We start from the raw sequence: 25,452 nt of genomic DNA, 5'->3' as shown, positions 1-25,452 counted from the left end.
GGAGGAGCATCGTGCCCGCCTTCGACGCGCAGGACCTGATCGAGCGCTACATCGGCGTCTGGAACGAGCCCGACCCCGAGATCCGCCGCAAGACCGTCCACGACCTCTGGGCGGAGGACGGTCTGCACCTCCTCCGCCCTCCGCAGGAGATGCACGACCGTGCAGTGGCCCTGGGCTTCGGCACCGCCGTCCTGGAGGCCCGCGGTCACGAGGAACTGCATGCGCGCGTGACCCGCGCGTACGAGGAGTTCGTGGCCCCGGGGACGTACCTCTTCAGGATCCAGGAGCCCGCCCGCGTGCTCCGGGACGTCGTCACGTTCCGCTGGGAGTCCTTCGACCGGGGCGAGAACCGGGTGACGGGCGGCGGCCTGGAGTTCCTCGTCCTCGGCGAGGACGGCCGCATCGAGGCCGACTACCAGTTCGTCGACTGATCACGCGGAGCCGCCGGAACCGGCCGGTTCCTCAGCCCTTCTCCCGCCGGGTCCGCGCGCCCGCCGCGTAGCAGGCGAGCCCGATGCCCACGAACAATACGAGCGGCACCAACTGGCTGAGCGTGTACTGCAGCCGCTGCCCCGCGAAGGACTCGGGGAGCGAGTCCGCGGCGCTGCCCGTCGTGCCGAACCAGCCGACACCGAAGCCGGGCCAGACGAGCACCACCACCGTGAAGGCCACGAACACGGTGGCCAGCGCGCTGACCAGCCGGGCGCCGAACAGCCCGCCCGGCACCGCGTACGGCCGGGGAACCGAGGGGTACTTGCGGCGCAGCACGGCGAGGCTCGGGAAGGTGATCACGTACGAGATGAACGTCGTGCAGATGGTGAGTCCGAGGCCCGCCGCGAAGTACTTCTCGCCGTCGCCGCCCGTGAGGTTGAGCGCGACCACGAAGAGGACCGAGGCGAGGACGGCGGAGAGCAGGTTCACCCGGACCGGCGTGCCGTGCTTCTCCGAGATGTGCCCGAGCCAGGCCGGTCCCGCGCCGTCCGCGCAGGCCACCGCCTGCGCCCGGTGGGCGCCCATGGCCCAGGTGACGCCGGACGTGAGCAGACCGACGACGAGTCCTGCCGCCGCGATGCCGCCGCAGACCGCACCGGCCCCGGTCAGCGTGACGGTGCCGTCCGCGGCGATGGAGCCTCCGTAGACGGTGAACACGGCCTTGCAGGCGTCGATGAACCCGCCGAGGCTGCCGATCCGTTCGCCCGGCAGGACGAAGAGGATGCCGAGGACGGGACCGCCGTAGAGCAGCAGCGCGGCCAGCCCGGAGCGCAGGATGGACAGCGGTATGTCGCGCCGCGGGTTCCTCATCTCCTCCGCCGCCGAGCTGGGCAGTTCGAAGCCGACGTAGTTGAAGATCAGGACGGGGACGAGGGCGACGAATCCGGTGTACGTGGGGGTGAAGTCACCGGCGGGCAGGGCGTGGACGCCGTGCCGGACCGCGTACACCACGACGGAGACGAGGAAGAAGCCGAGCAGGACGATGCGGGCCACGGCTCCGGCGATCGGCACCCACTTGCCGATCCGCACCGACTGGACGACGGCGAGGGCGCCGCCCCAGATGAACAGCATCCCGGCCGCGTACTTCCAGAGCCCGGGCAGCGGCGTGAAGAACTCCTCCCAGGTCGTCAGCGCGATGATGCACAGACTGCCGCCGACCCACACGGGGTTGGAGATCCAGTACAGGAGCTGGTTGACGCCGGCCGCCAGCCGTCCGAAGGCGAGGCGCGTCCAGACGTACGGGCCGCCCTGCACCGGGAAGGCGGAGCCGAGTTCGGCGACGAGCAGGCCGTACGGGAGGAAGAAGGCCGGCGCGAGGATCGCCATCCAGGTCAGGCCCTCGGGCCCCTGGGCGGCGACCGAGCCGATCGTGTCGAGGCCGACGAGGGTGCAGATGAGGAAGAACAGCACGTCGAGTCGGCGCAGGTCCTTGCGCAGTCGGGAACGCTGTTCGCCCCAGCCCTCGGAGAGGTCGGGCAGGTCGGGTTCGGGCCGGGGCATCGGGGTGCTCGGTGCTTGGGTCACGGTGGACTCCTGCGGCGCTACGGGGACGTACGGACGGGTCACACATCGCCTTGACACACGCCTACTGACTGAATGGACAGTCAGTAGTTGCCGTACTGTGGTCCCCGCCGCGCGACGGTGTCAAGGGGTCCGGCATCGGCCCGCCGGGCGGGCCCGCGGGCCGCGGTGCGGGCGCCGGGGCGGGCGACGCCCGGCCGGGCATGCCTCGTTCGCACTCCTGAAGGGGCCCCGCAATACCGCCCTGCTCCCGCATCACCGGGGGCGAGGGACTAGGGTTGCGGCGTGGCGAGAGTGCGGTTGAGCGTGGCGGAGCGGCGCGAGGAGTTGCTGCGGGCCGCCGTCGAGCAGATCGAGGCGCGGGGTGTGGCGGCGGTGCGGATCGCCGATGTGGCCTCGGCGCTCGGGGTGAGCAACGCCCTGGTGCTGTACCACTTCTCGACGAAGGAGAAGCTGGTCGCCGCCGCCTTCACCTACGCGGCCGAGGACGACCTCTCCCATCTGCGCAAACTGCTGGGCCGGCGCACGACCGCGCTGCGTCGGCTGCGGACCGCGGTGCGCTGGTACGCGCCGACCGGGCAGGCCAAGGGCTGGCGGCTGTGGATCGAGGGCTGGGCCGCCGCGCTGCGCGAGCCGGCGCTGCGGGAGGTCACGCGTGACCTCGACAAGCAGTGGAAGGCCGCGCTCACCGAGGTGATCGCGGAAGGCGTGGCCGCGGGCGAGTTCCACTGCCCGGACCCGACCGGTGCGGCCCTGCGGCTCACCGCGCTGCTGGACGGTCTGGCCGTTCAGATGACGGCGTACGCGGGAGCGGTGTCACGGGCGCGCACCCACGAGTGGGTGGACGAGGCCCTTGCGCGCGAACTGGGCCTGGAGCGGGCCGCGTTGGTGGCGGCGGTGCGCTGAGCCCCGCACTCTTCGGGAGCGGTCGCCGCTGCACGCACCACCCGGGCGCACGGCTGCGCCCGGAGCGCGCCGGCCGCGGTGTCCCTGCCGGAGCGGTCCGGGCCGAGCGGTTCCCGGCGCCGGCTCAGCCGAGTTCGTACACCGCCGTGACCGTGATCGTGTCCCGGATCTCGCCGGGCGCGACCGGCACCGTCCCGCCCTGGTCGAAGGCCGCCGCCGCGATCGGTACCGGACGGGAATCGCCACTGCTGTCCTCGGTGAGGGACACGAGGCGGCCGAGCCGGTGGCCGCCGAGGCGCGCGTACTGGAGTGCCTTCTCGTGGGCGTCCTCGTACGCGGCCTCGCGGGCGGCGGTGTGCAGCGGGGCGGGGTCGGCCACGTCGAAGACGACGGACTGGATGCGGCCCGCGTCCCCGGTCGCGTCCGTGACCGCCTGGAGGACCCTGCCCGTGGCGGAGATGTCGCGGACCTTCACCGAGAACGACTGCGCCGCCTCGTAGCCGGTCAACTCGGAGGTCCCGTCGTGGATCTCGTGGACCGGCGACAGCGAGAGGCTCTCGGTGCGGATGTCCCGTTCCTCCACGCCTTGGGCGCGCACGGCGGCGAGCAGGGCGTTCGACGCGGTGGTCTGTGCGGCGAGCGCCTCCTTCGCCGTCTTCGCGGTGGCCGCGACGCCCACGCCGAGGACCGCGACGTCCGGTGTGGCGGTTGCGCTGCCCTGTCCGGTGACGGTGACCGTGGACGGGGTGGCCTCGGCGGCGGCTCCGGGGCGGGCCTCCAGCGCGAGGGCGGGGGTCGCGGCGGCCTGCGGGAGGGCGAGGGCGAGGAGGGTCACGGCGACTGCGGTGGACACGCGGCGGGCGGGCATGGAGGTCTCCTTCGGGCCCCGCCCCTCGGGACGCGGGGGCGGTTCGCGGTCATCCCAGCACCGCGTGCCGCGCTCCGCCCCACGCCACTCCCGTGCTGTCACCTCACTGGTCGAGCCGCCGCCGGCGGACTCCGCCGGCGTCGGCGCGGCTCAGGCGACCGCCTCTATGCGCATCTTGATGTCGTCCGGGGAGAGGGCGCCCTTGGCGGCCACGTGGTCTCCCGACGACTCGCCGCGCAGCCGGCGCCCGATCCACGGGACCAGGTACTCGCGCGCCCAGTGGATGTCGTCGCGCCGCACTTCGAGCGTGCCGCGGGGCGGCAGCGGCGGCCAGGGCTGGTCCGGGTCGGCCGGCACGTCGATGCCGAGGACCTGACCGGCGCGGAGCGCCACCCGGGTGTGCCCCTCGGGCGAGAGGTGCAGCCGGTCGCCGTCCCAGGCGCGGCGGTCCTGAACCGTCTTGAGGGACCAGAGGTCGAGGACGGGGCACCCGTAGCGGTCCGCGATGGCACGCACATGTCCGTTGTACGTGGCGATCTTGCCGCGCAGGTGCTTGAGCACGGGCACGCCGCGCGTGTCGAAGCCGGTGGTCACCATGACGGTGCCGACGGCGGAGGTGAGGTCGGCGATCGCGCGCTCGAAGCGCTCCGCGACCTCGTCGGGGTCGGTGCCGGGCCGGATGATGTCGTTGCCGCCCGCACAGAAGGAGACCAGGTCCGGGGCGAGTTCCTTGGCGCGCCCGAGCTGGTCCGCGACGATCTGGTCGAGCAGTTTCCCGCGCACCGCGAGATTGGTGTAGTTGAAGTCGCCCTCGGCGCGCCGGTCCGCGAGGAGCACCGCGAAGCGGTCGGCCCAGCCCACGAAGGCCCCGTCCGGACCGGGGTCGCCGACGCCCTCGGTGAAGCTGTCCCCCACCGCCACGTACGACCCGATCACTGATCTGTTGTCACTCTTCGAATCGTCTGCCACGTCGGACCATGATTCACCTTTCGATGTGAGCTACGCGACCGTAAGGAAGGGTTGACGGATGGTGAGATAAGACACTCGTCAAGTATTGGTCAATCCGGAATAGGGCCCTGATCAGGAGCGTTGACCGAGTCCGCACGCGGAGGGCCGCAATCCGGCACCGGTGACGCGGTATTGACGTGTCGACGCACCGAAGGCCGGACCCCGGGGATCGGGGGTCCGGCCTTCGGAGGCGGTCCTGCCTTGCGGACGCAGGGTCCCGCCGTCAGGAGCGGGACCCTGCGTCCGCGGCAGGAAGCGGCGGGCGCCGAGGACTGCGGGAGGTGTCAGCCGACGGCGACACCGTGCGAGCGCAGGTAGGCGACCGGGTCCACGTCCGAGCCGTAGTTCGGCGTGGTGCGGATCTCGAAGTGCAGGTGCGGTCCGGTGACGTTGCCCGTCGCGCCGGAGAGGCCGATCTGCCGGCCGGCGGTCACGGTCTGTCCCGCCGACACGGACAGGGCCGACATGTGGGCGTACTGGGAGTACTTGCCGTCGGCGTGCCGGATGACGACCTGGTTGCCGTAGGCGCCGCCCCAGCCGGCGGAGACGACGGTTCCGGCGGCGATGGACTTGATGGTGGTGCCGGTCGGGACCACGAAGTCCACGCCCGTGTGGTAGCCGCTGGACCACATGCTGCCCGCCACCTTGTAGGAGGTGCCGACGCTGCCGCCCGCGACCGGCAGCGTGTAGCCGGCGGTGCTCTTCGCGGCGGCCTGGGGCGCGGGGGCGCTGTCGGCCTTCGCGGCCGGGGCGGGCGCCTGGGCGGAGGACTGGGTGGCGCCACCGGACACGGCCTTCGCGCCGACCGTCAGCTTCAGACCCGGGTGGATCAGCGCCGGGTCGCCGCCGATGACCGAGCGGTTGTCGGAGTACAGCTTCTTCCAGCCACCGCGGACGCTCTGCTCGGCGGCGATCTTCGAGAGATAGTCGCCGGTCTTGACGCGGTAGGTCTTGGTCCCGACGACCTTCTTCGCCGCGACGGGAGCGGCGGTCACGGCCTTCTCCGCCTTCTGCGCGACGGCGGCGGCGGGGGCCGCGGCGTGGGCGCCCGTGGCGCCCAGCAGGGGCAGCGCGAGTGCGGCGCCACCGGTTCCGGCGACGGCGATCGAGCGGGCGAAGCGGGGGGACTTGGGACGGCGGTGCTTACCCTTCGCGGGCATGACGAGTTCCTCTCCGGCGCCTGCGAGGTGAGCTGTCGGGTGCGGGCTGGAGATGCCCGGCCACGCGTCGGCGTGGCTGTACCCCGAGCCGTTCCGGAGACCGGAACAGGCATGGAACCTTGGGTCCCCCGCTCCTGCCGTGTGCGGGTCTGTGTGCGGATTCCGGCCGGCGGCAGGATTGGGCGTCCGTCCGGAGTGAGGGCGAACGTAAGCGAGACGAGAGCGCGGCCACAAGCAGGTGATTTTTTCGCGCGACCGCCTTTCTTGATCCATGTCGGAAATGCCCGTCACACTCCGTGAAGAGATGATCTTTTCACCGGCTCAACCAGCCCGTGGATACGGGAGCGTTGCGAAAAGCAGGCCGCGACGCATCGTCACGAATATGACGCTGCTCACGCGGCCCACCGCACGATGCCCCAATCCAGGGCCAGTTGGAACGAAGGTCCCGATTCCGGCATAACAGTCATATACGGCGCAGCCGGATGACTGCGGCATCGAGGTCGCCTCGCAGACTCGTCCGCAGTCCGTGGTGCAGCAGCACCGCACCTCGGTGAATTTCGCCCGTTTCGCGGCATTCATACGCTTGCGTCGGATCGAGTCCGCGCAGCCGGAGCGGAGCCGCCGGCTCGCCGTACCGCTGGGCCTGGAGCCAGGCGAGCACCACCGTCTCGTCGCCGTGGACGTACTGCACGGCGCTCAGGCCGCCCTCCGGAGGGCGCAGACGGTAGAGGTCCCCGCGCTGCACGACGGGGCGGATCTCCTTGTAGAGGCCGACCCATTCCCGCGCCTCGGCGAGCTCCTCCCCGCTCCACGCGGACAGGTCCCCACCGATGCCGAGCACGCCGGCCATGGCGCTCACGAACCGCAGACGCAGGGAGCTGACCCGGCCGTTGAGCTGGGTGTTCGGGCTGTCGGTGACCCAGGCGGCCATGATCCGCGCGGGATGGATCTGACTGATGCCGTACTGGATGGCGAGCCGGTCGAGCGGGTCGGTGTTGTCCGACGTCCACACCTGGTCGGTACGGGCCATGATGCCGAGGTCGATCCTGCCGCCACCGCCGGAGCAGGACTCGAAGGCGACCGTGGGGTGCGCGGTCCGCAGCCGGTCGAGGAGGGCGTACAGGGCCCGCACGTGCTCGACCCACAGCTTCTGCGGATAGGACTCGCCGGGCCAGCCCGCGTCCGTGAAACAGCGGTTGAAGTCCCATTTCACATAGTCGACCGGCGCGCCGGAGAGCAGCCGGTCGAGCTGCTCCCACAGGCACTCCTGGACGTCCGGGCGCGCCAGATTGAGTACGAGTTGATTGCGATACTCCGTCCTGGTCCGTCCCGATTGGAACTGGACCCAGTCCGGGTGCGCACGGTAGAGCTCGCTGTCCGGATTGACCATCTCCGGTTCGACCCAGATCCCGAACTCCATGCCGAGTGCGTGGACATGGTCGGCGAGCGGCTTGAGCCCCGCGGGGAAACGGTCCGGGTTGGGCGTCCAGTCGCCGAGCCCGGCCCGGTCGCCGGTGCGCGCGCCGAACCAGCCGTCGTCGACCACGAACAGCTCGACACCCATCTCCGCGGCCCGCTCCGCCAGCGCCATCTGCTGGTCCTCGGCGATGTCGAAGGTGGTGGCCTCCCAGGAATTGAAGAGCACCGGGCGGTCCCGGCCGGTGTCCGGGACGACGTGCTCCCGCTGGTAGGCGTGCCAGGTCCGGCTCGCCCCGCCGAAACCGCCGTCGCTCCAGAGCCCGGCGAAGACCGGCGTGGTGAACGACTCCCCCGCCTCCAGGCGCAGCAGCCCGGAGTCGTCGTACCCGGCACCGCCGGTGATCTGCACCCGGGCGTCGGGCAGCTGGGCCACGGCGATCCGCCAGGACCCCGACCAGCCGAGGGCGCAGCCGTACACCTCGCCGCTCTCCTCGGTGGCCTCGCTGTCCAGCGCGACCCAGGGCAGGTGCTGGTGCCCGGTGTGGCCGCGCCGGCTGCCGATGACCTTCTCCCCGTAGGTGAGGGGGGAGCGCACCAGCCGGGACTCGGCCGCCCACCGGCCGTGCAGCTGGGACAGCCGCCAGCCGTCGCGCTCGGGCAGCGTCCAGGTCGCCGAGTCGGCGCGCAGCAGCTCCACGGGAGGTCCGTCGTTGTCCAGGGCGGCCCAGCGCTCGACGACGTCGCCGCGCATCCGGTAGTGCAGCGTGATGCGGAGCCCGGAGTCCGCGAAGCGCAGCGCCAGCTCGTCGCCTCCGTGGCCGTGACCTGCCTCACCGGCCCCCTCGAACCGCCACTCGGTGCCCCGGCGTTCCTCGGTCCGCACGGAGAGGGCGGGGCGCACGAAGCGGGGCCCGCCCTCGACCGGGTACTCCTCGCGGCCGTCGAGCAGCGACTCGAAGGGGCGGTACGGCGGCGCGGGCAGCGCTGCCAGCGACTCGGCGTCGGCGAGCGAGATCCGCGGGCCCCAGTGCAGGTGGAGCAGTTCGTCGAGGTCGGTGAGCCGCAGCGCGTAGCTGCTCGTCGGCCCCGAGAGCAGCCAGGTGCGACCGTCCGCGCCGGTCTCGATCATCGGTCCCCCACAGATCCGAACGGCCCCGATCAGACACCGACATGGTCCTGGCGTCCATGCCCCGGGGGCAACGCCTGTGGACAACTCATTGCCTCAGGAACCCATGTCGTATGGTCGAGAGCGCAACCCGTCGACACACGCCACCGGGCAGGACCTGGGCGGCGCCGGCGGCCGAATGTGAGGAGTCCACGTGACGCAGCAGGTCCCGTCGACCGAGCCCGAGCTGGCCGGAGTGCGCAACTTCCGGGACGTGGGCGGCCTGCCCACCGTGGACGGCCGGCGGGTGAAACAGGGTCGGCTGTTCCGCAGCGGCCACCTCGCGCACGCGACCGAGAAGGACACCGCGTTCCTCTCCTCACTGGGCCTGCACACGATCTTCGACTTCCGCAACGCCTCGGACCAGAAGCTGGAGGGCCCCGACGTCGACCTCCCCGGCGTGCGGAACGTGAACCTTCCGCTCACCGACCCGGCCGACGGCGCCGAGTTCTGGAAGATGGTCCGTGACGGCGACCTCGACCAGCTGCGCTCGATCCTCTCGGACGGCAAGGCCGCGAACCGGATGATCGTCTCCTACCGCACGATCATCAAGGAGCGCACGACCGAGCACTCCCAGGTGCTGCACGCGCTGGCCGAGGACAGCGTGCCCGCGCTGATGCACTGCGCGGCGGGCAAGGACCGCGCGGGCCTGTCCATAGCCGTGACGCTGCTCGCCCTCGGTGTCGAGCGGGACGCGATCGTCGCCGACTACCTGGAGTCGAACGCCAAGCACCGCCGCTACAAGGTGCACCGCAGCAGTTCCTCCCCCTCCGCGTACTCCCCGGAGGTCATGGAGCTGCTCAGCCCCCTGTTCGACGCGCGCGCCGAGTACCTCACGGCGGCCTTCGAGACGATCGAGGAGAGCTGGGGCGGCGTCGACACCTACCTGGAGCAGGGGTTGCGGGTCACCCCGGAGCTGCGGGAGCGCCTGCGCGAGCGCCTGCTGGACTGACGCGGCCCTGGGCCGGCCCGTCGGACGCCCGCCGGCCCGGCACGTCTACTGGCCCTGCGCGCCCAGCGTGAAGAGCAGGTAGATGAAGGCCGCGAAGAGGTGGCCGACGGCGACGTAGATGATCAGCCGCACCCACAGCGCACGGGGGAACTTGTCCTCCATGGACTTGCGGGGCCTGGGCGAAGTGGGTTCGGTCATGACGGCTCTCCCGGGGTGAGGTGTCCCGCCACCGGGCCGAGGCACAGCGCGGCGGTCGGACTCTGAAGCAGGGTGTGTACGAAGAGGAGCTCGGCCCCGCCGGGGTCGGCGGCGGCGATGCGGTGCGGGGTGAGCGAGTCGAAGTGCGCGCTGTCCCCCGGCGCGAGCAGGTGCGCGGTGTCCCCGAGGCGCAGTCTCAGTCGCCCGGTGAGGACGTACAGCCACTCCTCGCCGGGGTGGACGCGCACGATGTCGCCCTGCGAGCCGTGCGGGACGTGCACCCGCAGGGCCTGCATCCCGCGGCCCGGGGCTCCGGCCTGCCAGTACGTCCAGCCGCCGGCCGGTGTCGGCTCCATGTCGGCGGCGCGTACGATCGCGTGCCGTTCGGCGACCGTCTCGCCGAGGAGCTCGGAGACCGTCGTACCGTAGACACGGGCGAGCGTGAGCAGCATCGGGAGCGAGGGCTGGCGCTGCCCGGTCTCCAGACGGGAGAGATGGGCGGGTGAGAGCCCGGCCGCGCGGGACGCGGCCTCCAGCGTCAGAGCGGCACGGCGGCGCAGTTCGCGCAGCTGGGGCGCGACGGCGGGGAGCTCGGCGGCAGGCCCCTCCGCCGCCGGCGGAGCGGAAGGGTCGCTACCCTCGACAGGGTTCATGCCCTCCATTGAGCCGCACTGTTACCTCTGGGGCAAATTTCTTGCCTGAGAGGCAAAACACGCTCGGGCCGGCCCCGCATACCGGCGGCGGGCCCGTCGAGGGAGCCCGCCCCGGTGCGGGGCGCCCGGCGCGATACGGCGACGACGCCTCCTAGCGGTTCGCCACCGCCTGCTTCACCAGCGTCTTGCCGAAGTCCCACATCAGGCCGCCGCCACTGTGCGCGTCGTCCATCACCGCGGTGAAGGCCTCCACGAAGCGGTCCACGTCCCGCTCGTCGATGATCAGCGGCGGGATCAGTTTGATCACCTCCAGATGATCGCCCGAGACCTGTGTGAGGATGCGGTGCCGTTGCAGCAGCGGCACGACCACCATCTGGGCGAACAGTCCCTTGCGGGCGGCCTGCAGCATGGTCCAGCGGCTGCGCAGCTTCAGCGACTTGGGGCGGCCGAATTCGATGCCGATCATCAGCCCCCGGCCGCGTACGTCACCGAGCAGTTCGTACCGGTCGACGAGCGCGCCGAGCCGGGACTTCAGCTGCTCCCCCGTGGCACGTGCGTTGGCCACGATCTGCTCGTTCTCCATGACGGACAGGACCGCCAGCCCCGCGGCCATGGCCTGGGCGTTCGCCCCGAAGCTCGCCGAGTGGACGAGGACCCGGTCCATGGACGAGTAGACCTTCTTGAAGATCCAGTCCTTGCCGAGGGTGGCGCCCACCGGTACGTATCCGCCGGACAGGGCCTTGGCCACGCACACCAGGTCGGGCTCGACCCCATCCTCGTGCTGGTAGGCGTAGAAGTCCCCGGTCCGCCCGAGCCCGGTCTGCACCTCGTCGGCGATGAGCAGCGCCTTGTGCTTGTGCAGCAGCTCCTGGGCGGCGCGCAGGTAGCCGGGCGGTGCCTCGTGGACGCCCTTGCCCTGGATGGGCTCGACGATCAGCGCGGCGACGTCGCCCTTCTTCAGCTCCCGGGCCAGCGCGTCGAGGTCGCCGAGCGGGACGGCCGTGTCGGGCAGCAGCGGTGCGAAGCCGTCGCGGAAGCCGTCCTCGCCGTTCACCGACAGTGAGCCGGTGGTCAGCCCGTGGAAGGCGTGCGAGCAGTAGAGGACCCGCGGCCTCCCGGTGGCGTAGCGGGCGAACTTCAGCGCGGTCTCGACCGCCTCCGTGCCGCTGTTGCCGAAGAACACCCGGTCCAGGTGCGGACTGTGGACGAGCAGCCGCTCCGCGAGCAGGCCCGGCAGCGGCTGGCAGTCGAAGCGGGTCAGGTCGGCGAGCGAGGCGTCCAGGACGTCGTGCAGCGCCTTGCGGACCACGGGGTGGTGGCGGCCCAGGCCCATCACCCCGAACCCGGCGAGCATGTCCAGGTAGTCGTTGCCGTCCGCGTCCCAGAAGTGCGCCCCCTCGGCACGTTCGTAGACCTTGTCGAAGCCGATGGTGTGCAGCATCCGGGGGAGCTGGTGGTTCAGGTACTTGCCGTGCAGCTCGTAGCGCTCGGCGCCGCGTTCGGCGAGGAGCGCGCCGAGGTCGAACTCCCCCTTCGCCGCTGGTTCGGTCATTCCTGTTTCTCCTTGGAGAGCTCTTCCTTGACGGCCAGGCCCGCGCTGATCCGCCCAGCGATCTCGACGGGCGTCAGGCCTATGTCGGCCAGCACCTCACCGCGCTTGGCGTGCGCGAGGAACTGCTCGGGGATGCCGAACCGCCGCACCGGGACGTCGACCTCCGCGTCCCCGAGCGCGAGCGCGACCGCCGCGCCGACCCCGGCCGCCCGGCTGTTGTCCTCGACGACGGCGACGAGCCGGTGCTCGGCGGCCAGCCCGGGCAGCGACGGGTCGACGGGCTTCACCCACCGCGGGTCGACGACCGTGCAGCCGATGCCGCGGGCCTCCAGGAGTTCGGCGGCCTGGAGGCAGACCGGTGCCATCACCCCGACGGCGACGAGGAGGACCTGCGGTGTCCCCTCGGACCGGTGCAGGACGTCGAGCCCGCCCACATGGCCGACCGCGGGAATTGCGGGGCCGACCGATTCCTTGGGGAAGCGGACGAGCGTCGGCGCGTCGTCGACGGCGACCGCCTCGCGCAGCTGGGCCCGCAGCTGGTCGGCGTCGCGCGGCGCGGCGATCCTGAGGCCCGGCACGACCTGGAGGATCGACATGTCCCACATGCCGTTGTGCGAGGCGCCGTCGACCCCGGTGACGCCGGCCCGGTCGAGGACGAACGTGACACCGCAGCGGTGCAGCGCGACGTCCATGAGGAGCTGGTCGAAGGCGCGGTTGAGGAAGGTGGCGTAGACGGCGACGACGGGATGGAGACCGCCGGTGGCGAGTCCGGCCGCGGACACCGCGGCATGCTGCTCGGCGATCCCGACGTCCCACACCCGGTCGGGGAACCGCTCGGCGAACTTGCCGAGTCCGACGGGGTGCAGCATGGCCGCCGTGATCGCCACGACGTCGGCGCGCTCCTCCCCGATCCGCGCGATCTCGTCGCCGAACACGGAGGTCCACGACGGCCCGTTGGAGGGGGCGAGCGGCTCGCAGGTGAGCGGGTCCATCACGCCGACCGTGTGGAAGTGGTCCTCCTCGTGTGCGAGCGCCGGCTCGTAGCCGCGGCCCTTCTCGGTGAGGCAGTGGATGAGCACGGGGCCGTGGAAACGTTTCGCGCGGCGCAGCGCGGACTCCACGGCGCCCACGTCGTGCCCGTCGATCGGCCCGACGTACTTCAGGCCGAGGTCCTCGAACATGCCCTGCGGCGCGAACGCGTCCTTGAACCCCTTCTTCGCGCCGTGCAGCGACTCGTAGAGGGTGTTGCCGACGACGGGCGTGCGCTGCAGCACGTCCTTGCCCCAGGCGAGCACCTTCTCGTAGCCGTCCGTCGTGCGCAGGGTCGCGAGGTGGTTCGCGAGGCCGCCGATGGTCGGTGAGTAGGAGCGCTCGTTGTCGTTGACGACGATGATCAGGGGGCGGTCCTTGGCCGCGGCGATGTTGTTGAGTGCCTCCCACGCCATACCGCCGGTGAGCGCGCCGTCTCCGATGACGGCGACGACATGGCCCTTCTCCCCCTGTACCTGACGGGCCTTGGCGAGCCCGTCCGCCCAGCCGAGCGCCGTGGAGGCGTGGCTGTTCTCGATGACGTCGTGCTCGGACTCCTCGCGCGACGGATAGCCGGACAGGCCACCCTTGCCGCGCAGCTTGGAGAAGTCCTGACGTCCGGTCAGCAGCTTGTGCACATAGCTCTGGTGTCCGGTGTCCCACAGGATGCGGTCACCGGGTGACTCGAAGGCCCGGTGCAGCGCGATGGAGAGCTCCACCACCCCCAGATTGGGCCCCAGGTGACCGCCGGTCCTGGCGACCGCGTGCACCAGGAACTCCCTTATCTCTTCGGCCAGTTCACCGAGTTCCGCCTCGGACAGCGCCTTCAGGTCGCGTGGTCCCCGGATGTTCTCCAGAATCGTCACGCTCGGGCCCCCTCTCGGTCCGTGCTGATCAACTCACGGTGACGGCCGGTTCCCCGGACCCGACGCCGTCGTTCTCCATCTGTTCGGCGATCTTCATCGCCTCCTCGATGAGGGTCTCCACGATCTTCGACTCGGGCACGGTCTTGATGACCTCGCCCTTGACGAAGATCTGCCCCTTGCCGTTGCCGGAGGCGACCCCCAGGTCCGCCTCCCGCGCCTCGCCGGGGCCGTTGACGACGCAGCCCATGACCGCGACGCGCAACGGGACCTCCATCCCCTCCAGACCGGCCGTCACCTCGTCGGCCAGCTTGTACACGTCGACCTGGGCCCTGCCGCAGGACGGGCACGAGACGATCTCCAGGCGGCGCTGCCGCAGCCCGAGCGACTCCAGGATCTGGATGCCGACCTTGACCTCCTCGGCCGGCGGCGCGCTCAGCGACACCCGGATGGTGTCCCCGATGCCCTCGCTGAGCAACGCCCCGAAGGCGACGGCCGACTTGATGGTCCCCTGGAAGGCGGGCCCGGCCTCGGTCACACCGAGGTGCAGCGGGTAGTCGCACTGCGCCGCCAGCTGCCGGTAGGCGTTGACCATCACCACGGGGTCGTTGTGCTTCACCGAGATCTTGATGTCGCGGAACCCGTGCTCCTCGAAGAGCGACGCCTCCCACAGCGCCGACTCGACGAGCGCCTCGGGGGTCGCCCTGCCGTACTTCTGGAGCAGTCGCCTGTCGAGCGAGCCGGCGTTGACGCCGATGCGGATCGGGGTCCCCGCGTCCTTCGCGGCCCGCGCGATCTCCTTGACCTTGTCGTCGAACTGCTTGATGTTGCCGGGGTTCACCCGAACCGCCGCGCAGCCGGCGTCGATCGCGGAGAACACGTACTTGGGCTGGAAGTGGATGTCCGCGATCACCGGGATCTGCGACTTGCGGGCGATGGTCGCGAGGGCGTCCGCGTCGTCCTGCGTGGGACAGGCGACGCGGACGATCTGGCAGCCGGACGCGGTGAGTTCCGCGATCTGCTGCAAGGTGGCGCCGACGTCCGACGTACGCGTCGTCGTCATCGACTGCACCGAGACGGGCGCTCCGCCCCCGACCGCCACCGGTCCGACCTGGATGCGCCGTGAGACACGGCGCTCCGCGATCGCCCGGACCGGCACCTCGGGGAGGCCCAGGGATACGGCGGTCACGTCGTCACCCGCGGCTTTCCGTGAAGGTCTCGCGGGCGGCACGCAGGGACTCCTTGAGGGAGCCCATGGTGGCGAGCACCGCGGTCGGCTCGTAGCCGCAGTGGGCCATGCAGTTGGCGCACCGCTCGTCCCTGCCGCGGCCGTAGGCGTCCCAGTCGGTCTCCTCCAGGAGCTGCTTGTACGTCTGCACGTACCCGTCGCTCATCAGGTAGCAGGGCTTCTGCCAGCCGAAGAGCGAGTAGCTGGGGATCGCCCAGGCGGTGCAGGGGAAATCGACCTTGCCTTCCAGGAAGTCCAGGAAGAGCGGGCTCTGGTTGAGCCTCCAGCGGCGCCGGTTGCCGCCGGCGAACGCCTTCTTGAACAGCTCCCGGGTCTGCTGGACGCCGAGGAAGTGCTCCTGGTCGGGCGCCTTCTCGTAGGCGTAGGCGGGCGAGAGCATCATCTCGTCCACCTTCAGGTCGTCGTTGAGGAAGTTGAGGACCTCGATGACGGTCTGCGGGGTGTCCGTGTTGAAGAAGGTGGAGTTGGTGGTGACCCGGAAGCCACGTCGCTTGGCCTCCTTGATCGCCTCGACCGCCTCGTCGAAGGTGCCCTCCTTGGCCACGGACTCGTCGTGCCGCTCCCGCAGCCCGTCGATGTGCACGGCCCAGGCGAAATAGGGCGAGGGCTTGAACTTGTCCATCTTCTTGCGCATCAACAGCGCGTTGGTGCAGAGGAAGACGAATTTCTTCTTCGCCACCAACTGCCGTACGATCTCGTCGATCTGAGGGTGCATCAGCGGCTCTCCGCCGGCGATGGACACCATCGGCGCGCCGGACTCCAGTACCGCACCCACCGCCTGTGCCACGGGCATGCGCTGCTTGAGCACACCCGCGGGATGCTGGATCTTTCCGCAGCCCTCGCACTTCAGGTTGCACGCGAAGAGCGGTTCCAACTCGACGAGCAGGGCGAACTTGTCCCGCTTCCTGAGCTTCTGTTCGAACAAGTACGCAGCGACCTTCATGGACTGCCGAAGCGGCATGGCCATCTGGCTCACCTCCGAGGGAGCAGCAAAGAACGGTGCCATTCAAAAAAAGCGGGAAGAAGGGCACGAAGAACACGGAAAGCTGATATTCCACCGCGCACCGTGCCGATACGGACGAGTTCATGTTCCGGAGCGTCCACGACCACCCGGACGGCCGCAACCGGGCGCACACCCACCCGAACGGCGCTGAGCAGCGTCGACGCAGACTCCATGTCGACCGCGATGGAGCCGGTCGCGAGCAGATCCGACCGCTCGTGACCACGGACGACATGATCGGAGCCGGTGAGCGGCCCCGTGTGGACGGTGCGCCCCGGCACGGCGCGCACGAGTTCCCTGACGAGCAGGTCGGTGCCCACGCACGGGGTCGTGCCGTGCGGGTCCCGGGTCTCCTCGGCGACGACCAGGTCACCGGGGTGCATACCGGGGGCGAGCCCCGCGCAGAAGCCGGTGGCCAGGACGGCGGCCCCGCGCAGCGCCGGATCGGCGAGGACGCGGGTGACCGACCGTTCGGCGGCCTTGGGCCCCATACCCGTGCGCAGCACGGTGACGGGTCCGGCGGCCCCGGTCCGGTCGCCGCTGCGCAGGGCGAGGTGCTCGATGCCGAGCGCGCAGGCGATCAGCAGCGGTGCCGGTCCGGACGTCGTCGCGCTCATCAACCCCCCTGGACACCGGCGAACGGTTCGCCGTGGACATAGCGGCCGAGCGCGGTGAGGGGGAAGACCTGTCGGTAGAGGTGGTAGTTGATCGAGAAGTCCCACGGGAAGCCGGTGCCGGTGAAGTACGGCTCGTCCCAGGAACCGTCGGACAGCTGGGTCTCCGCGAGCCAGGCGACCCCGCGCTCCACCGCCTTGGAGTCGCGCTCCCCCGCGGCCAGCAGGGCGAGCAGCGCCCATCCCGTCTGGGACGCGGTGGACGCGCCGCGACCGCTCCACTCGGCGGCCTCGTGGTAGGAGCGCAGATCCTCGCCCCAGCCGCCGTCGTCGTTCTGGACGGTTTCGAGCCAGGACACGGCCCGGCGGATCGCCGGGTGGGAACCGGGCAGCCCCGCCGCCACGAGCGCCGGGACCACCGACCCGGTGCCGTAGACGTAGTTGACGCCCCAGCGCCCGAACCAGGAGCCGTCCGCCTCCTGTTCCGCGAGCAGCCATTCGATGCCCCGGCGGGTGCGCGGATCGTGCGCGAGACCCTCGACGGCGAGCATCTCCACGACGTGCGCGGTGACGTCCGCGGACGGCGGGTCGATGACCTCACCGAAGTCGCAGAAGGGCAGCCGGTTGGGGAAGGAGCTGGTGTTGTCGACGTCGAAGGCTCCCCAGGCGCCGTTCTTCGACTGCATGCCGAGGTTCCAGCGGACCCCCCGCCCGATGGCCTTCTCCACGCGCTCCGGGTCGTGATGCCTGACGCGGCGCAGTGCGAGCACGACCTCCGCGGTGTCGTCGATGTCGGGGTAGTTGTCGTTGTGGAACTCGAACGCCCAACCGCCAGGCGGCAGTTGGGGGCGCTTGACCGCCCAGTCGCCGGGCCGGACGATCTCCTCGCCGAGCATCCAGTCGGCGGCCCTGACGAGCTGCGGGTGATCGGCGGGCAGCCCCGCGTCGGCGAGCGCGATGGTCGCCAGGCAGGTGTCCCACACGGGCGACTGGCAGGCCTCGATCATCCGGGCACCGTCGTCGCGCCACACGGCGAAACGGTCCAGCGAAGCGAGCCCCTCGCGCATCACCGGGTGTTCGAGGTCATAGCCCAGCAGGTGCAGGGCGATGACCGAGTACACGGCGGGCGGCTGGATGCCTCCCCAGCAGCCGTCGTTCTCCTGCCGCTCGATGATCCAGCGCGCGGCGCTGTTCATCGCGGCGCGGCGCAGCATGCGCGGTGCGACCTTGCGGTACTGGTGCAGGGCCTTGTCGAGGCGCTGGAAGGCGCCGTCCCAACTCGCCACGGGGGCAAGGGGCCTGACGGGATTGGGGTCGCCGGGGTCGGTGTGCAGCTCGTCGAGCGGGAACGGCGCGGGCCGCACCGGCCGCTTGGCCGACACGATGGTCAGCGGCACGATCGTCTGCCGTGCCCAACAGCCGAAGTCGTAGATGTTGAGCGGCATCCACTTCGGGAAGTAGATCAGCTCGGGCGGCAGTTCGGGCAGGTCCTCCCACTTCCACCAGCCGAACAGGGCCAGCCAGATCCGGGTGAAGACCCGGGCCGAGGCGATCCCTCCGCGCTCACGGATCCAGGCGGAGGCCTTCGCCATGTGCGGGGCGTCGGGGGCGTCGCCGGCCAGCCGCAGGGCGACGTACGCCTCGATGGTGGTGGAGAGTTCGCCGGGGCCGCCGTAGAAGGTGGCCCAGGTGCCGTCCTCGCGCTGCTCGCCGCGGATGAAGAGCCCGGCGGCGTGGGTGGTGGGCTTGTCCAGGATGCCCAGGAATTGACGCAGCAGCAGGTCTTCGGCGTCCATGGTGACGTTCGTCTCCAGGTCGCCCTTCCACCAGCCCTCGGCGTCCTGGCGTGCGAGCAGGAAGTCGGTGGCGCGCCGCATCGCGCGCGTGGCGGCGTCTCGGGTCTCGACTGTCCCGGCCGCCTCGGGAGTCGTCTCGTGCTGGATTTCGCTGGCCGAGGCAGCGCGGGGCGGCAGGGCCCCGGTGCTTCCGTCGGTCGTCGCTGTCATGGCTTCCCCTTCGTGCAGTGGTACGTCTCTGCTGTGGGTCCGCCGTCGGCCGGTGCGTCGCTCCATGGCGATGCCCCTGCCCAAAAGATCACTGGGCTCGGGGTCGCACCGGCCGGCGACTACGCGAGGTGTGTTCGACCGATAATGATCATCTCTTCCGTACGACGACGAAGTCGGCGAGCGCCACGAGCTGGGCCCGGACCTCGTCGGGCATCTGGACGGCGTCCAGCGCCTGAATGGCGATCGTGTGCTGGCGGCGCGCCTCCTGGGCCGTCCACTCGCGGCCGCCCGCCTCCTCGATGAGGGCCGCGCGGGCGGCGAACTCCTCCTCGGAGAAGTTCTCGAAGTCGCTGGCCTTGGCGTCCTCGGCGAGGAGGCGGCCGAGTCGCTCGGAGGCGGGTCCGCCCGCGGCGAGCGCGGCCACCACCGGGAGGGACTTCTTCCGCTGGCGCAGGTCGCTCCAGGTCTGCTTCCCGGTGGCCTCCGGGTCGCCCCAGATGCCGAGGAGGTCGTCGACGGCCTGGAAGGCCAGGCCGAGGTGGTAGCCGTACTTCTCCAGCGTGTCGGCCGTGAAGTCGTCGGCGCCGCCGAGGACCGCGCCGATGGAGCAGGCACAGGCGAGCAGGGCGCCCGTCTTGTTGCCCTCCATCTCCAGGCACTCCTCGACGCTGACCCGGTCGCGGTGCTCGTACGAGATGTCCTGGGCCTGACCGTCGATCAGGGCCCGGGTCGCCGTGGTCAGACGGCGGGTGGCACGGCCAGCCTCGACGGTGCCGAGCTCCAGCAGGATCTCGTTGGCCAGGGCGAACAGGGCGTCGCCGACCAGGATGGCCTGGGCGGGGCCGTGCACCTTCCAGACGGTGTCCCGGTGGCGGCGCTGCTCGTCACCGTCCATCAGGTCGTCGTGCAGCAGCGAGAAGTTGTGCACCAGCTCGACCGCGACCGCGCCGGGCACGCCCACCTCGGGGGCGGCGCCGGCCGCCTGGGCGGAGAGCACGGCGAGCGCGGGGCGCACGGCCTTGCCGCCGTCGCCGTCCGCGGGGTTGCCCGCGGCGTCGATCCAGCCGAAGTGGTAGGCGGCGACGGTGTCCATGGGCGCCGCCAGGCGGTCGACGGCCGCCCGGAGGACCGGTGTGGCCAGGGTCCGGCCGCGCTCCAGGAGCGCGGTCACGTCCACCGCGTCGGCAGCCGTCTCGGCCGGGGGCACAGTGGGCACAGTCTCTCCTCTTGTTGCGGTACCGGAGGTGCGGGGACCTGCCGTGCTCTGGTCGAGCTTCATGCCGCCTCCTCGAAGACTCCGAGGAGGTGATCGCGGGGCCGGCCCAGGGCGCCGAGCGCGGCGCCGGCCGCAGTGGCACCGCTGCGGACCGCACCCTCCATGGTCGCGGGCCACCCGGTGGCGGTCCACGCTCCGGCCAGGTACAGGCCGGGTGCCTTGGTGCGGGCGCCGGGCCGCAGGCGGCCGACTCCCGGGGTGGGGGCGAACGTCGCGGTCCGCTCCCGGGTCACGAAGAAGTCCTTGACGCCGGCGCCGCGTGTGGCGGGGAGCAGCCGCTCCAGCTCGGGCAGGTAGCGCTCGCGCAGGTCGGCGACGGGCGTGTCGATCTCCTCCTGGGCGGCCGACTGCGACAGCGCGAGGTACTGGCCCTCACGCAGTCCCGACGCCTCGGTCCGGTCGAAGACCCACTGCACCGGGGAGCCGAGCGCGGCGAAGAACGGCTTGCCGAGCACCTTCCGGTCGTAGACGACATGGACGTTGAGGATCGGGGCGGTGCCGATCTCCAGGAGCCGCTCGGGGGCGTCGAGCGCTCCCTCGGGCAGCAGATCGTGGGTCTCGCGCTGCGGCACGGCGAGGACGACCGCGTCGGCCTCGATCCGCTCGCCGGGAACCTGAACGTCCCAACGCCCGTTTTCGTTAGGGGAGATGGAGGTGACGCGTGTACGGACTTCGGTACGCACGCCCGCGGAGTCGAGCGCCTTGCGGGCCAGGGTGTCGTGCAGTTCGCCCAGCGGGACGCGGGCCCAGCCGATGTCGGCCGCGCCCGGGTCGGACAGCAGACCCGTCTTGAACACCATCGCGGCGAGCCCGAGCGAAGCGTCCTGGGCCACCGCGTTGAGGGTGGCGACCCCCACGAGGTCCCACAGTGCCTCGACGGCACGCCGCGACTGACCGTGCTCGGCGAGCCAGCCGCCGAAGTTCTGCGCGTCGAGCGCCGGATCGGCGAGGTCCAGGCCCTTCAGCGCCAGCGCGGCACGCCCGACCTTGGCGCGCTCGGCGAGTGACAGATGCGGGTAGGTCGCGAGGCTGCGCGCGAGATGCAGGGGCACGGGCAGCGCGGTGCGGCCGAGTCTGCCGAGCCGTCGTCCCGGCTTGCCCTCGGCATCGAGAACGGGCACGTCGAGACGATCCTGCAGGGGTGCGAGCGAGGCGGCGTCGACGCGGTCGAGGAACCAGCGGTAGGCGGTGCAGCAGCGCAGGTACACATGCTGTCCGTTGTCCACGGTCAGATCGCCGCGCTGGAAGGAGAAGGCGAGCCCGCCGAGGCGCGGGCGCCCTTCGAGCAGGGTCACCCGGACCCCCGCGTCGGCGAGCGCGAGCGCGGCGGTGATCCCGGCGAGCCCACCGCCGACCACTACGGCGGCCGCCCCCTCGGGGCGGCCTGGAATGTCCGCGGACTGCGTGACGTCGCTCATCGTGCCCCCTCCCCTGCGGCCGCGCCGCGATGGTTGAGCGGTGCACGGTCGGCCGTCTCAGTCAGGGACGCCACCCGGCTCCGGAGGGTTGCGCGCCGCTTTTCGCCGCCGGCGTCACCTTGGCCCAGTTTGTCCATCAGGCACGCCTCCTGACGGCGCGCCGGGACACATGGCGGGCGTCGAGGCCGGACAGACCGCGTACGGCGACGTACGCCTTCTCGCGCCCGGGGAGCGAGACCCGGCCGCGCAGCACCGCCTCGGGCTCGCGCTCGATCCGGTCGAGGAGCCGGCGGTAGATGCCGGCCATGGCGGCGACACACGCGCCGCTGCGCCGGTCCAGCATGGGCAGCAGCCGGTATCCCTCAGCGAAAAGGGTGCGGGCCCGACGCACTTCGAAGTGCACGAGGCCCGCGAAGTCGGAACCCTCCGGTGGGTTCGGTCCGTCGAACCCGGCCGAGCAGCCGAACTTGGCGAGGTCGTCGGCGGGCAGATAGGTGCGTCCTCCCGCGGCGTCCTCCCGGACGTCCCGCAGGATGTTGGTGAGCTGGAGCGCGAGCCCGAGCGTGTCGGCATACTCCGGCGCGCGCTCCGCTCCGCGCGCCCCCGGTTCCGTACCGAACACGCCGAGCGAGAGCCGCCCGATCGCCCCGGCCACGCACCGGCAGTAGACCTTGAGGTCGTCCCAGGTCTCGTACGTCTCGCCGCGCACGTCCATCAGCACGCCGTCGATGAGTTCGTCGAGGCCGCCGAGCGGCACCGGGAAGGCCTCGGCGGTGTGGGCGAGCGCCACCGCGACCGGGTCGGTGTCGTCCTCGTCCACGGACCCCGCGCGGACCCGCGCGAGCAGCGCCCGGGTCTCCTCCAGGCGCGCGCTCTTCACGTCGGGCGCGAGCGCGCCGTCGCCGATGTCGTCGACGCGCCGCGAGAACGCGTAGAGCGCCGACATCGCGCGGCGCTTGGGCGTCGGCAGAAGCCTGATGCCGTACGCGAAATTACGGGCCTGCTGACCGGTCACTGCCTCGCAGTAGCTGTACGCGGCGAGTACCGGTGCGGACACGTGTTGTTCCGACTCCACGGTCCGGATCACCCCTCTCCTCGCAGAGTCACTCCCACCTCGCGCAGCAGCTGGAGCTTGCCGGGCTTGGGCGGGCCGGGAAGTACGTCGTATTCGGCGGCGGCGATCGCACGGATCGCCGCCCTTCCCCCCGCAACGAACCCCGCGAGCAGCAGCTTCAGCCTGCCGTGGACGCTACCCACGAGGGGGGTGCCTTCATTCAGGAGGTTCATGGCGCGTTCTGCTTCGTATGCAACCAGTGCGCGCACCGATGCGCCTGCTGTGGGTGCGGCGAGGTCCGCCTCCCGCACGTGGAACCGCTTCATGTCCTCGGCGGGCAGGTAGACACGGTCGCGGCCGAGGTCCTCGGCGACGTCCTGGAGGTGCTCGACGATCTGCAGCGCGGTGCACACCGCGTCGGAGCGGCGCACCCGCTCCGGCGTCGACGTGCCGGTGACGGAGAGGACCAGGCGGCCGACGGGGTTGGCGGACAGTTCGCAGTAGGCGACGAGGTCGTCGTAGGTCTCGTACCGCGCGACGAGCTGGTCCTGGCGGTTGGCCGCGATCAGGCCGAGGAAGGGCTCGGGGGTGAGGGCCGCGCGGCGGACGGTCGGCTGGAGCCGGCGCAGCAGGGGATGGCGCGGGGTCGAGTCGAACACACGGTGAAGATCGTCCTCGAAGGCGTCCAGCATGCGGAGCCGGTCCCCGGCGTCCTCGGGCGACACGCCGAGCAGGCGGGCGTCCGCGCCGCCCGGGGCGAGGTCGCCGTCACCGATGTCGTCGACGAGCCGGGCGAAGCCGTACACGGCCATCAGGTCGACACGCCAGGCCTTGGGCAGGAAGAAGGGCGCCACGGGGAAGTTCTCGTCCGCGGCCTTGTCGAGGGTGCCGCGCTCCGGGTCTCCGGTACGCGCCGTCCCGGCTTCGGTCACCGCTCGCCACCCGGCGCGGAGACGGCACACGCGTCACGGAGCTGGAGAGTTCCCGTAGCCATTGCCGTCACATCTCCCGTTCTACACTGCCGACCCAACACTGCCCATTTCGGACACGCCGCCCGGGGGTCCGCTCGGCGCGCCGGTGCCGGGTGTCGCGCATTATCGCCCCACTTGCCGCGAATCAGCACCCGTACAGCTTACGTTGTACAACGCTGCATCGTCCGTCGGGGTGTCCTGCACATCACAACAACACACCGATTGGTGTCAAGATTCCTAAGCCCAGGCGGAGTTGACGTTTCCTTTGCAGACGCAGGACCCCGCCGAAGAGTTCCGGCGGGGCCCTGGGCGAAATGGGCTACTTGCCCGTGAACTTCTCGTACTCCTTGAGGACCTCTTCGGTCGGGCCGTCCATGCGCAGCTCACCGCGCTCCAGCCACAGCACACGGTCGCACGTGTCACGGATCGACTTGTTGTTGTGACTGACCAGGAAGACCGTGCCGGCCTCCTTGCGCAGCTCGCGGATGCGGGCCTCGGAGCGCTTCTGGAACTTGCGGTCACCGGTGGCGAGGGCCTCGTCGATCATGAGGACGTCGTGGTCCTTGGCCGCCGCGATGGAGAAGCGCAGGCGGGCCGCCATGCCGGACGAGTAGGTGCGCATCGGCAGGGTGATGAAGTCACCCTTCTCGTTGATGCCCGAGAAGTCGACGATGTCCTCGTAGCGCGACCTGATCTGCTCACGCGACATGCCCATCGCGAGCCCGCCCAATATGACGTTGCGCTCGCCCGTGAGGTCGTTCATCAGGGCCGCGTTCACACCGAGCAGCGAGGGCTGGCCGTCGGTGTAGACCTTGCCCTTCTCGGCGGGCAGCAGGCCGGCGATGGCACGCAGCAGGGTGGACTTGCCGGAGCCGTTCGAACCGATCAGACCGATGGCCTCGCCGCGGTAGGCGACGAAGGAGACGCCGCGGACGGCGTGCACCTTGCGGACGCCGCGCTCCTCGCCCCGCTTGAGGATGCGGCTGAGGGCGGCGGTGGCGCTGCCCTTGCCGGTCTTGGCGCCGTTGACCCGGTAGACGATGTGCAGCTCGTCCGCGATGACGGTCGGGATGTGGGAGGTCTGCTCAGCCACGGCCGTACCTCTCTTCAGCCTTCCAGAAGTACACGAATCCGCCGACGGCGACGATGACGGCCCAGAAGACGGCGATGGCCCACACGTGCGGGGGCAGGTTCGAGGAGCCGTACCCGTCGATCAGCGCGAAGCGCATCAGGTCCATGTAGACCGCGGCCGGGTTGGCCTGGAGGGCCCGGGCGATCCACTCCGGACGCCCCTCCAGCATCGTGCTGATCGAGAACATGACACCGGACGCGTACATCCACGTGCGCAGGATGAACGGCATCAGCTGGGCGAGGTCCGGGGTCTTCGCGCCCATCCGCGCGACGATCAGGGCGAGCCCGGTGTTGAAGAGGAACTGGAGGCACAGCACCGGGACGATCAGCAGCCAGGACAGGCCGGGGTAGCTGCCGAAGCCGATCGCCACGACGAACAGCACGATCATCGAGAAGAGCAGTTGCTGGAGCTGCTGCAGCGCGAACGAGATGGGCAGCGAGGCCCGCGGGAAGTGCAGTGCGCGCACCAGCCCGAGATTGCCGGAGATCGCGCGGACGCCGGCCATGATCGAGCTCTGCGTGAAGGTGAAGACGAACACACCCGTCACCAGGAACGGGATGTACACGTCGTGCGACAGTCCGCGGTTGGCCTTCAGGATCAGACCGAAGATCAGGTAGTAGACGGCCGCGTTGAGCAGCGGGGTCGCCACCTGCCACAGCTGGCCGAGCTTGGCCTGGCTGTACTGCGCGGTGAGCTTCGCCTGCGAGAAGGCGAGGATGAAGTGACGCCGTCCCCAGAGCTGGCGGACGTACTCGACGAGCCCGGGCCGGGCACCGCTGACCGCGAGCCCGTACCGGGCGGCCAGCTCGGCCGCGGAGAGCCCGTCATCGGGCGACGGTCGGTCGCTCACCGCGACTCCGCCGTCATGCGTTGTCTCACTCACAAGTGGAAACTTTCGTCTTCAAGATGCGCACGCTGGTCGGGCGTAGGCATGAGCCAGGGACCG

23 protein-coding genes and 1 riboswitch are annotated in these 25,452 nt (G+C 70.9%); of the genes, 3 read left to right on the top strand and 20 right to left on the bottom strand.

What is annotated here, in order from left to right; genetic code table 11:
* The first annotated feature begins 11 nt into the window (after positions 1–11).
* Complete coding sequence (locus ACSYGO_RS38070; RefSeq protein ID WP_426676858.1) at positions 12–431, top strand: hypothetical protein; 420 nt, start codon at positions 12–14, stop codon at positions 429–431.
* 31 nt (positions 432–462) lie between these two features.
* On the opposite strand, the gene ACSYGO_RS38065 is transcribed toward ACSYGO_RS38070, so the two are convergent.
* Entirely contained in the window at positions 463–2,016 is a 1,554-nt protein-coding gene (locus tag ACSYGO_RS38065; protein ID WP_432188566.1) for an APC family permease, read from the bottom strand.
* Between the two features lie 282 nt (positions 2,017–2,298).
* On the opposite strand from ACSYGO_RS38065, the gene ACSYGO_RS38060 reads away from it, so the two are divergent.
* Positions 2,299–2,919 (top strand): TetR/AcrR family transcriptional regulator, encoded by a 621-nt coding sequence (locus ACSYGO_RS38060; protein WP_426676860.1) that lies wholly within the window; start codon positions 2,299–2,301, stop codon positions 2,917–2,919.
* A gap of 124 nt (positions 2,920–3,043) precedes the next feature.
* Here ACSYGO_RS38060 and ACSYGO_RS38055 read toward each other — a convergent pair whose 3' ends face one another.
* From ACSYGO_RS38055 to ACSYGO_RS38040, 4 genes are all read right to left on the bottom strand, one after another.
* On the bottom strand, positions 3,044–3,787 hold the full coding sequence (locus tag ACSYGO_RS38055; RefSeq protein ID WP_460389446.1) for an SIMPL domain-containing protein: 744 nt from the start codon (positions 3,785–3,787) through the stop codon (positions 3,044–3,046).
* Positions 3,788–3,937: 150 nt separating this feature from the next.
* Positions 3,938–4,723, bottom strand: a complete 786-nt coding sequence (locus ACSYGO_RS38050; protein WP_426676928.1) for an SGNH/GDSL hydrolase family protein — start codon at positions 4,721–4,723, stop codon at positions 3,938–3,940.
* A 356-nt stretch (positions 4,724–5,079) separates the two neighbouring features.
* Entirely contained in the window at positions 5,080–5,955 is an 876-nt protein-coding gene (locus ACSYGO_RS38045; RefSeq protein ID WP_426676862.1) for a M23 family metallopeptidase, read from the bottom strand.
* A gap of 4 nt (positions 5,956–5,959) precedes the next feature.
* Positions 5,960–6,111: riboswitch (cyclic di-AMP (ydaO/yuaA leader) on the bottom strand.
* Positions 6,112–6,418: 307 nt separating this feature from the next.
* Entirely contained in the window at positions 6,419–8,503 is a 2,085-nt protein-coding gene (locus ACSYGO_RS38040; RefSeq protein WP_432175115.1) for an alpha-galactosidase, read from the bottom strand.
* A 190-nt stretch (positions 8,504–8,693) separates the two neighbouring features.
* Between ACSYGO_RS38040 and ACSYGO_RS38035 the strand changes: the two genes are divergently transcribed.
* The gene (locus tag ACSYGO_RS38035) at positions 8,694–9,491 is read left to right on the top strand and encodes a tyrosine-protein phosphatase (RefSeq protein WP_426676864.1); all 798 of its coding nucleotides are present in this window, start codon (positions 8,694–8,696) and stop codon (positions 9,489–9,491) included.
* A gap of 45 nt (positions 9,492–9,536) precedes the next feature.
* Here the strand turns inward: ACSYGO_RS38035 and ACSYGO_RS38030 are convergent, their stop codons facing one another.
* The 15 genes from ACSYGO_RS38030 to ACSYGO_RS37960 all read right to left on the bottom strand — a co-directional run bounded on the left by ACSYGO_RS38030 (position 9,537) and on the right by ACSYGO_RS37960 (position 25,389).
* Positions 9,537–9,689 (bottom strand): DUF6126 family protein, encoded by a 153-nt coding sequence (locus tag ACSYGO_RS38030; RefSeq protein WP_460389443.1) that lies wholly within the window; start codon positions 9,687–9,689, stop codon positions 9,537–9,539.
* Entirely contained in the window at positions 9,686–10,342 is a 657-nt protein-coding gene (locus tag ACSYGO_RS38025; protein WP_460389441.1) for a helix-turn-helix domain-containing protein, read from the bottom strand. Before ACSYGO_RS38025 ends, ACSYGO_RS38030 begins: the two co-directional genes overlap by 4 nt.
* 151 nt (positions 10,343–10,493) lie before the next feature.
* Complete coding sequence (locus ACSYGO_RS38020) at positions 10,494–11,894, bottom strand: aspartate aminotransferase family protein (RefSeq protein ID WP_426676866.1); 1,401 nt, start codon at positions 11,892–11,894, stop codon at positions 10,494–10,496.
* Positions 11,891–13,789, bottom strand: a complete 1,899-nt coding sequence (gene dxs, locus ACSYGO_RS38015; protein ID WP_426676867.1) for a 1-deoxy-D-xylulose-5-phosphate synthase — start codon at positions 13,787–13,789, stop codon at positions 11,891–11,893. The genes ACSYGO_RS38020 and dxs overlap by 4 nt, the downstream gene beginning before the upstream one ends.
* Positions 13,790–13,817: 28 nt before the next feature.
* Positions 13,818–14,975, bottom strand: coding sequence for a flavodoxin-dependent (E)-4-hydroxy-3-methylbut-2-enyl-diphosphate synthase (ispG, locus tag ACSYGO_RS38010; RefSeq protein WP_460389438.1), 1,158 nt, complete (start codon positions 14,973–14,975; stop codon positions 13,818–13,820).
* A 4-nt stretch (positions 14,976–14,979) separates the two neighbouring features.
* Positions 14,980–16,002 carry an adenosyl-hopene transferase HpnH gene (gene hpnH, locus ACSYGO_RS38005; RefSeq protein WP_028798885.1) on the bottom strand — a complete coding sequence of 341 codons (1,023 nt, stop codon included), beginning with the start codon at positions 16,000–16,002 and terminating at the stop codon, positions 14,980–14,982.
* Positions 16,003–16,007: 5 nt separating this feature from the next.
* On the bottom strand, positions 16,008–16,652 hold the full coding sequence (locus ACSYGO_RS38000) for a phosphorylase family protein (RefSeq protein WP_426676869.1): 645 nt from the start codon (positions 16,650–16,652) through the stop codon (positions 16,008–16,010).
* Positions 16,652–18,655, bottom strand: a complete 2,004-nt coding sequence (shc, locus tag ACSYGO_RS37995; RefSeq protein WP_426676870.1) for a squalene--hopene cyclase — start codon at positions 18,653–18,655, stop codon at positions 16,652–16,654. Before shc ends, ACSYGO_RS38000 begins: the two co-directional genes overlap by 1 nt.
* Before the next feature lie 148 nt (positions 18,656–18,803).
* Positions 18,804–19,871: a polyprenyl synthetase family protein gene (locus tag ACSYGO_RS37990; RefSeq protein ID WP_426676871.1), complete on the bottom strand. Its 1,068-nt coding sequence runs from the start codon at positions 19,869–19,871 to the stop codon at positions 18,804–18,806.
* Positions 19,872–19,930: 59 nt separating this feature from the next.
* On the bottom strand, positions 19,931–21,349 hold the full coding sequence (hpnE, locus tag ACSYGO_RS37985; RefSeq protein ID WP_460389435.1) for a hydroxysqualene dehydroxylase HpnE: 1,419 nt from the start codon (positions 21,347–21,349) through the stop codon (positions 19,931–19,933).
* On the bottom strand, positions 21,346–21,486 hold the full coding sequence (locus ACSYGO_RS37980) for a DUF6380 family protein (RefSeq protein ID WP_432175122.1): 141 nt from the start codon (positions 21,484–21,486) through the stop codon (positions 21,346–21,348). Before ACSYGO_RS37980 ends, hpnE begins: the two co-directional genes overlap by 4 nt.
* Positions 21,486–22,436, bottom strand: coding sequence for a presqualene diphosphate synthase HpnD (hpnD, locus tag ACSYGO_RS37975; RefSeq protein WP_095937879.1), 951 nt, complete (start codon positions 22,434–22,436; stop codon positions 21,486–21,488). The genes ACSYGO_RS37980 and hpnD overlap by 1 nt, the downstream gene beginning before the upstream one ends.
* A complete protein-coding gene (gene hpnC, locus ACSYGO_RS37970; protein ID WP_426676874.1) occupies positions 22,433–23,335 on the bottom strand; it encodes a squalene synthase HpnC in 903 nt (300 codons plus the stop codon). Before hpnC ends, hpnD begins: the two co-directional genes overlap by 4 nt.
* A 358-nt stretch (positions 23,336–23,693) precedes the next feature.
* Positions 23,694–24,467 carry an ABC transporter ATP-binding protein gene (locus ACSYGO_RS37965; protein ID WP_095937877.1) on the bottom strand — a complete coding sequence of 258 codons (774 nt, stop codon included), beginning with the start codon at positions 24,465–24,467 and terminating at the stop codon, positions 23,694–23,696.
* Entirely contained in the window at positions 24,460–25,389 is a 930-nt protein-coding gene (locus ACSYGO_RS37960; RefSeq protein ID WP_426676875.1) for an ABC transporter permease, read from the bottom strand. Before ACSYGO_RS37960 ends, ACSYGO_RS37965 begins: the two co-directional genes overlap by 8 nt.
* Between the last annotated feature and the right edge of the window lie 63 nt (positions 25,390–25,452).

This window comes from Streptomyces krungchingensis, assembly GCF_054729265.1.
This window is presented reverse-complemented; position numbering and strand designations above follow the sequence as displayed.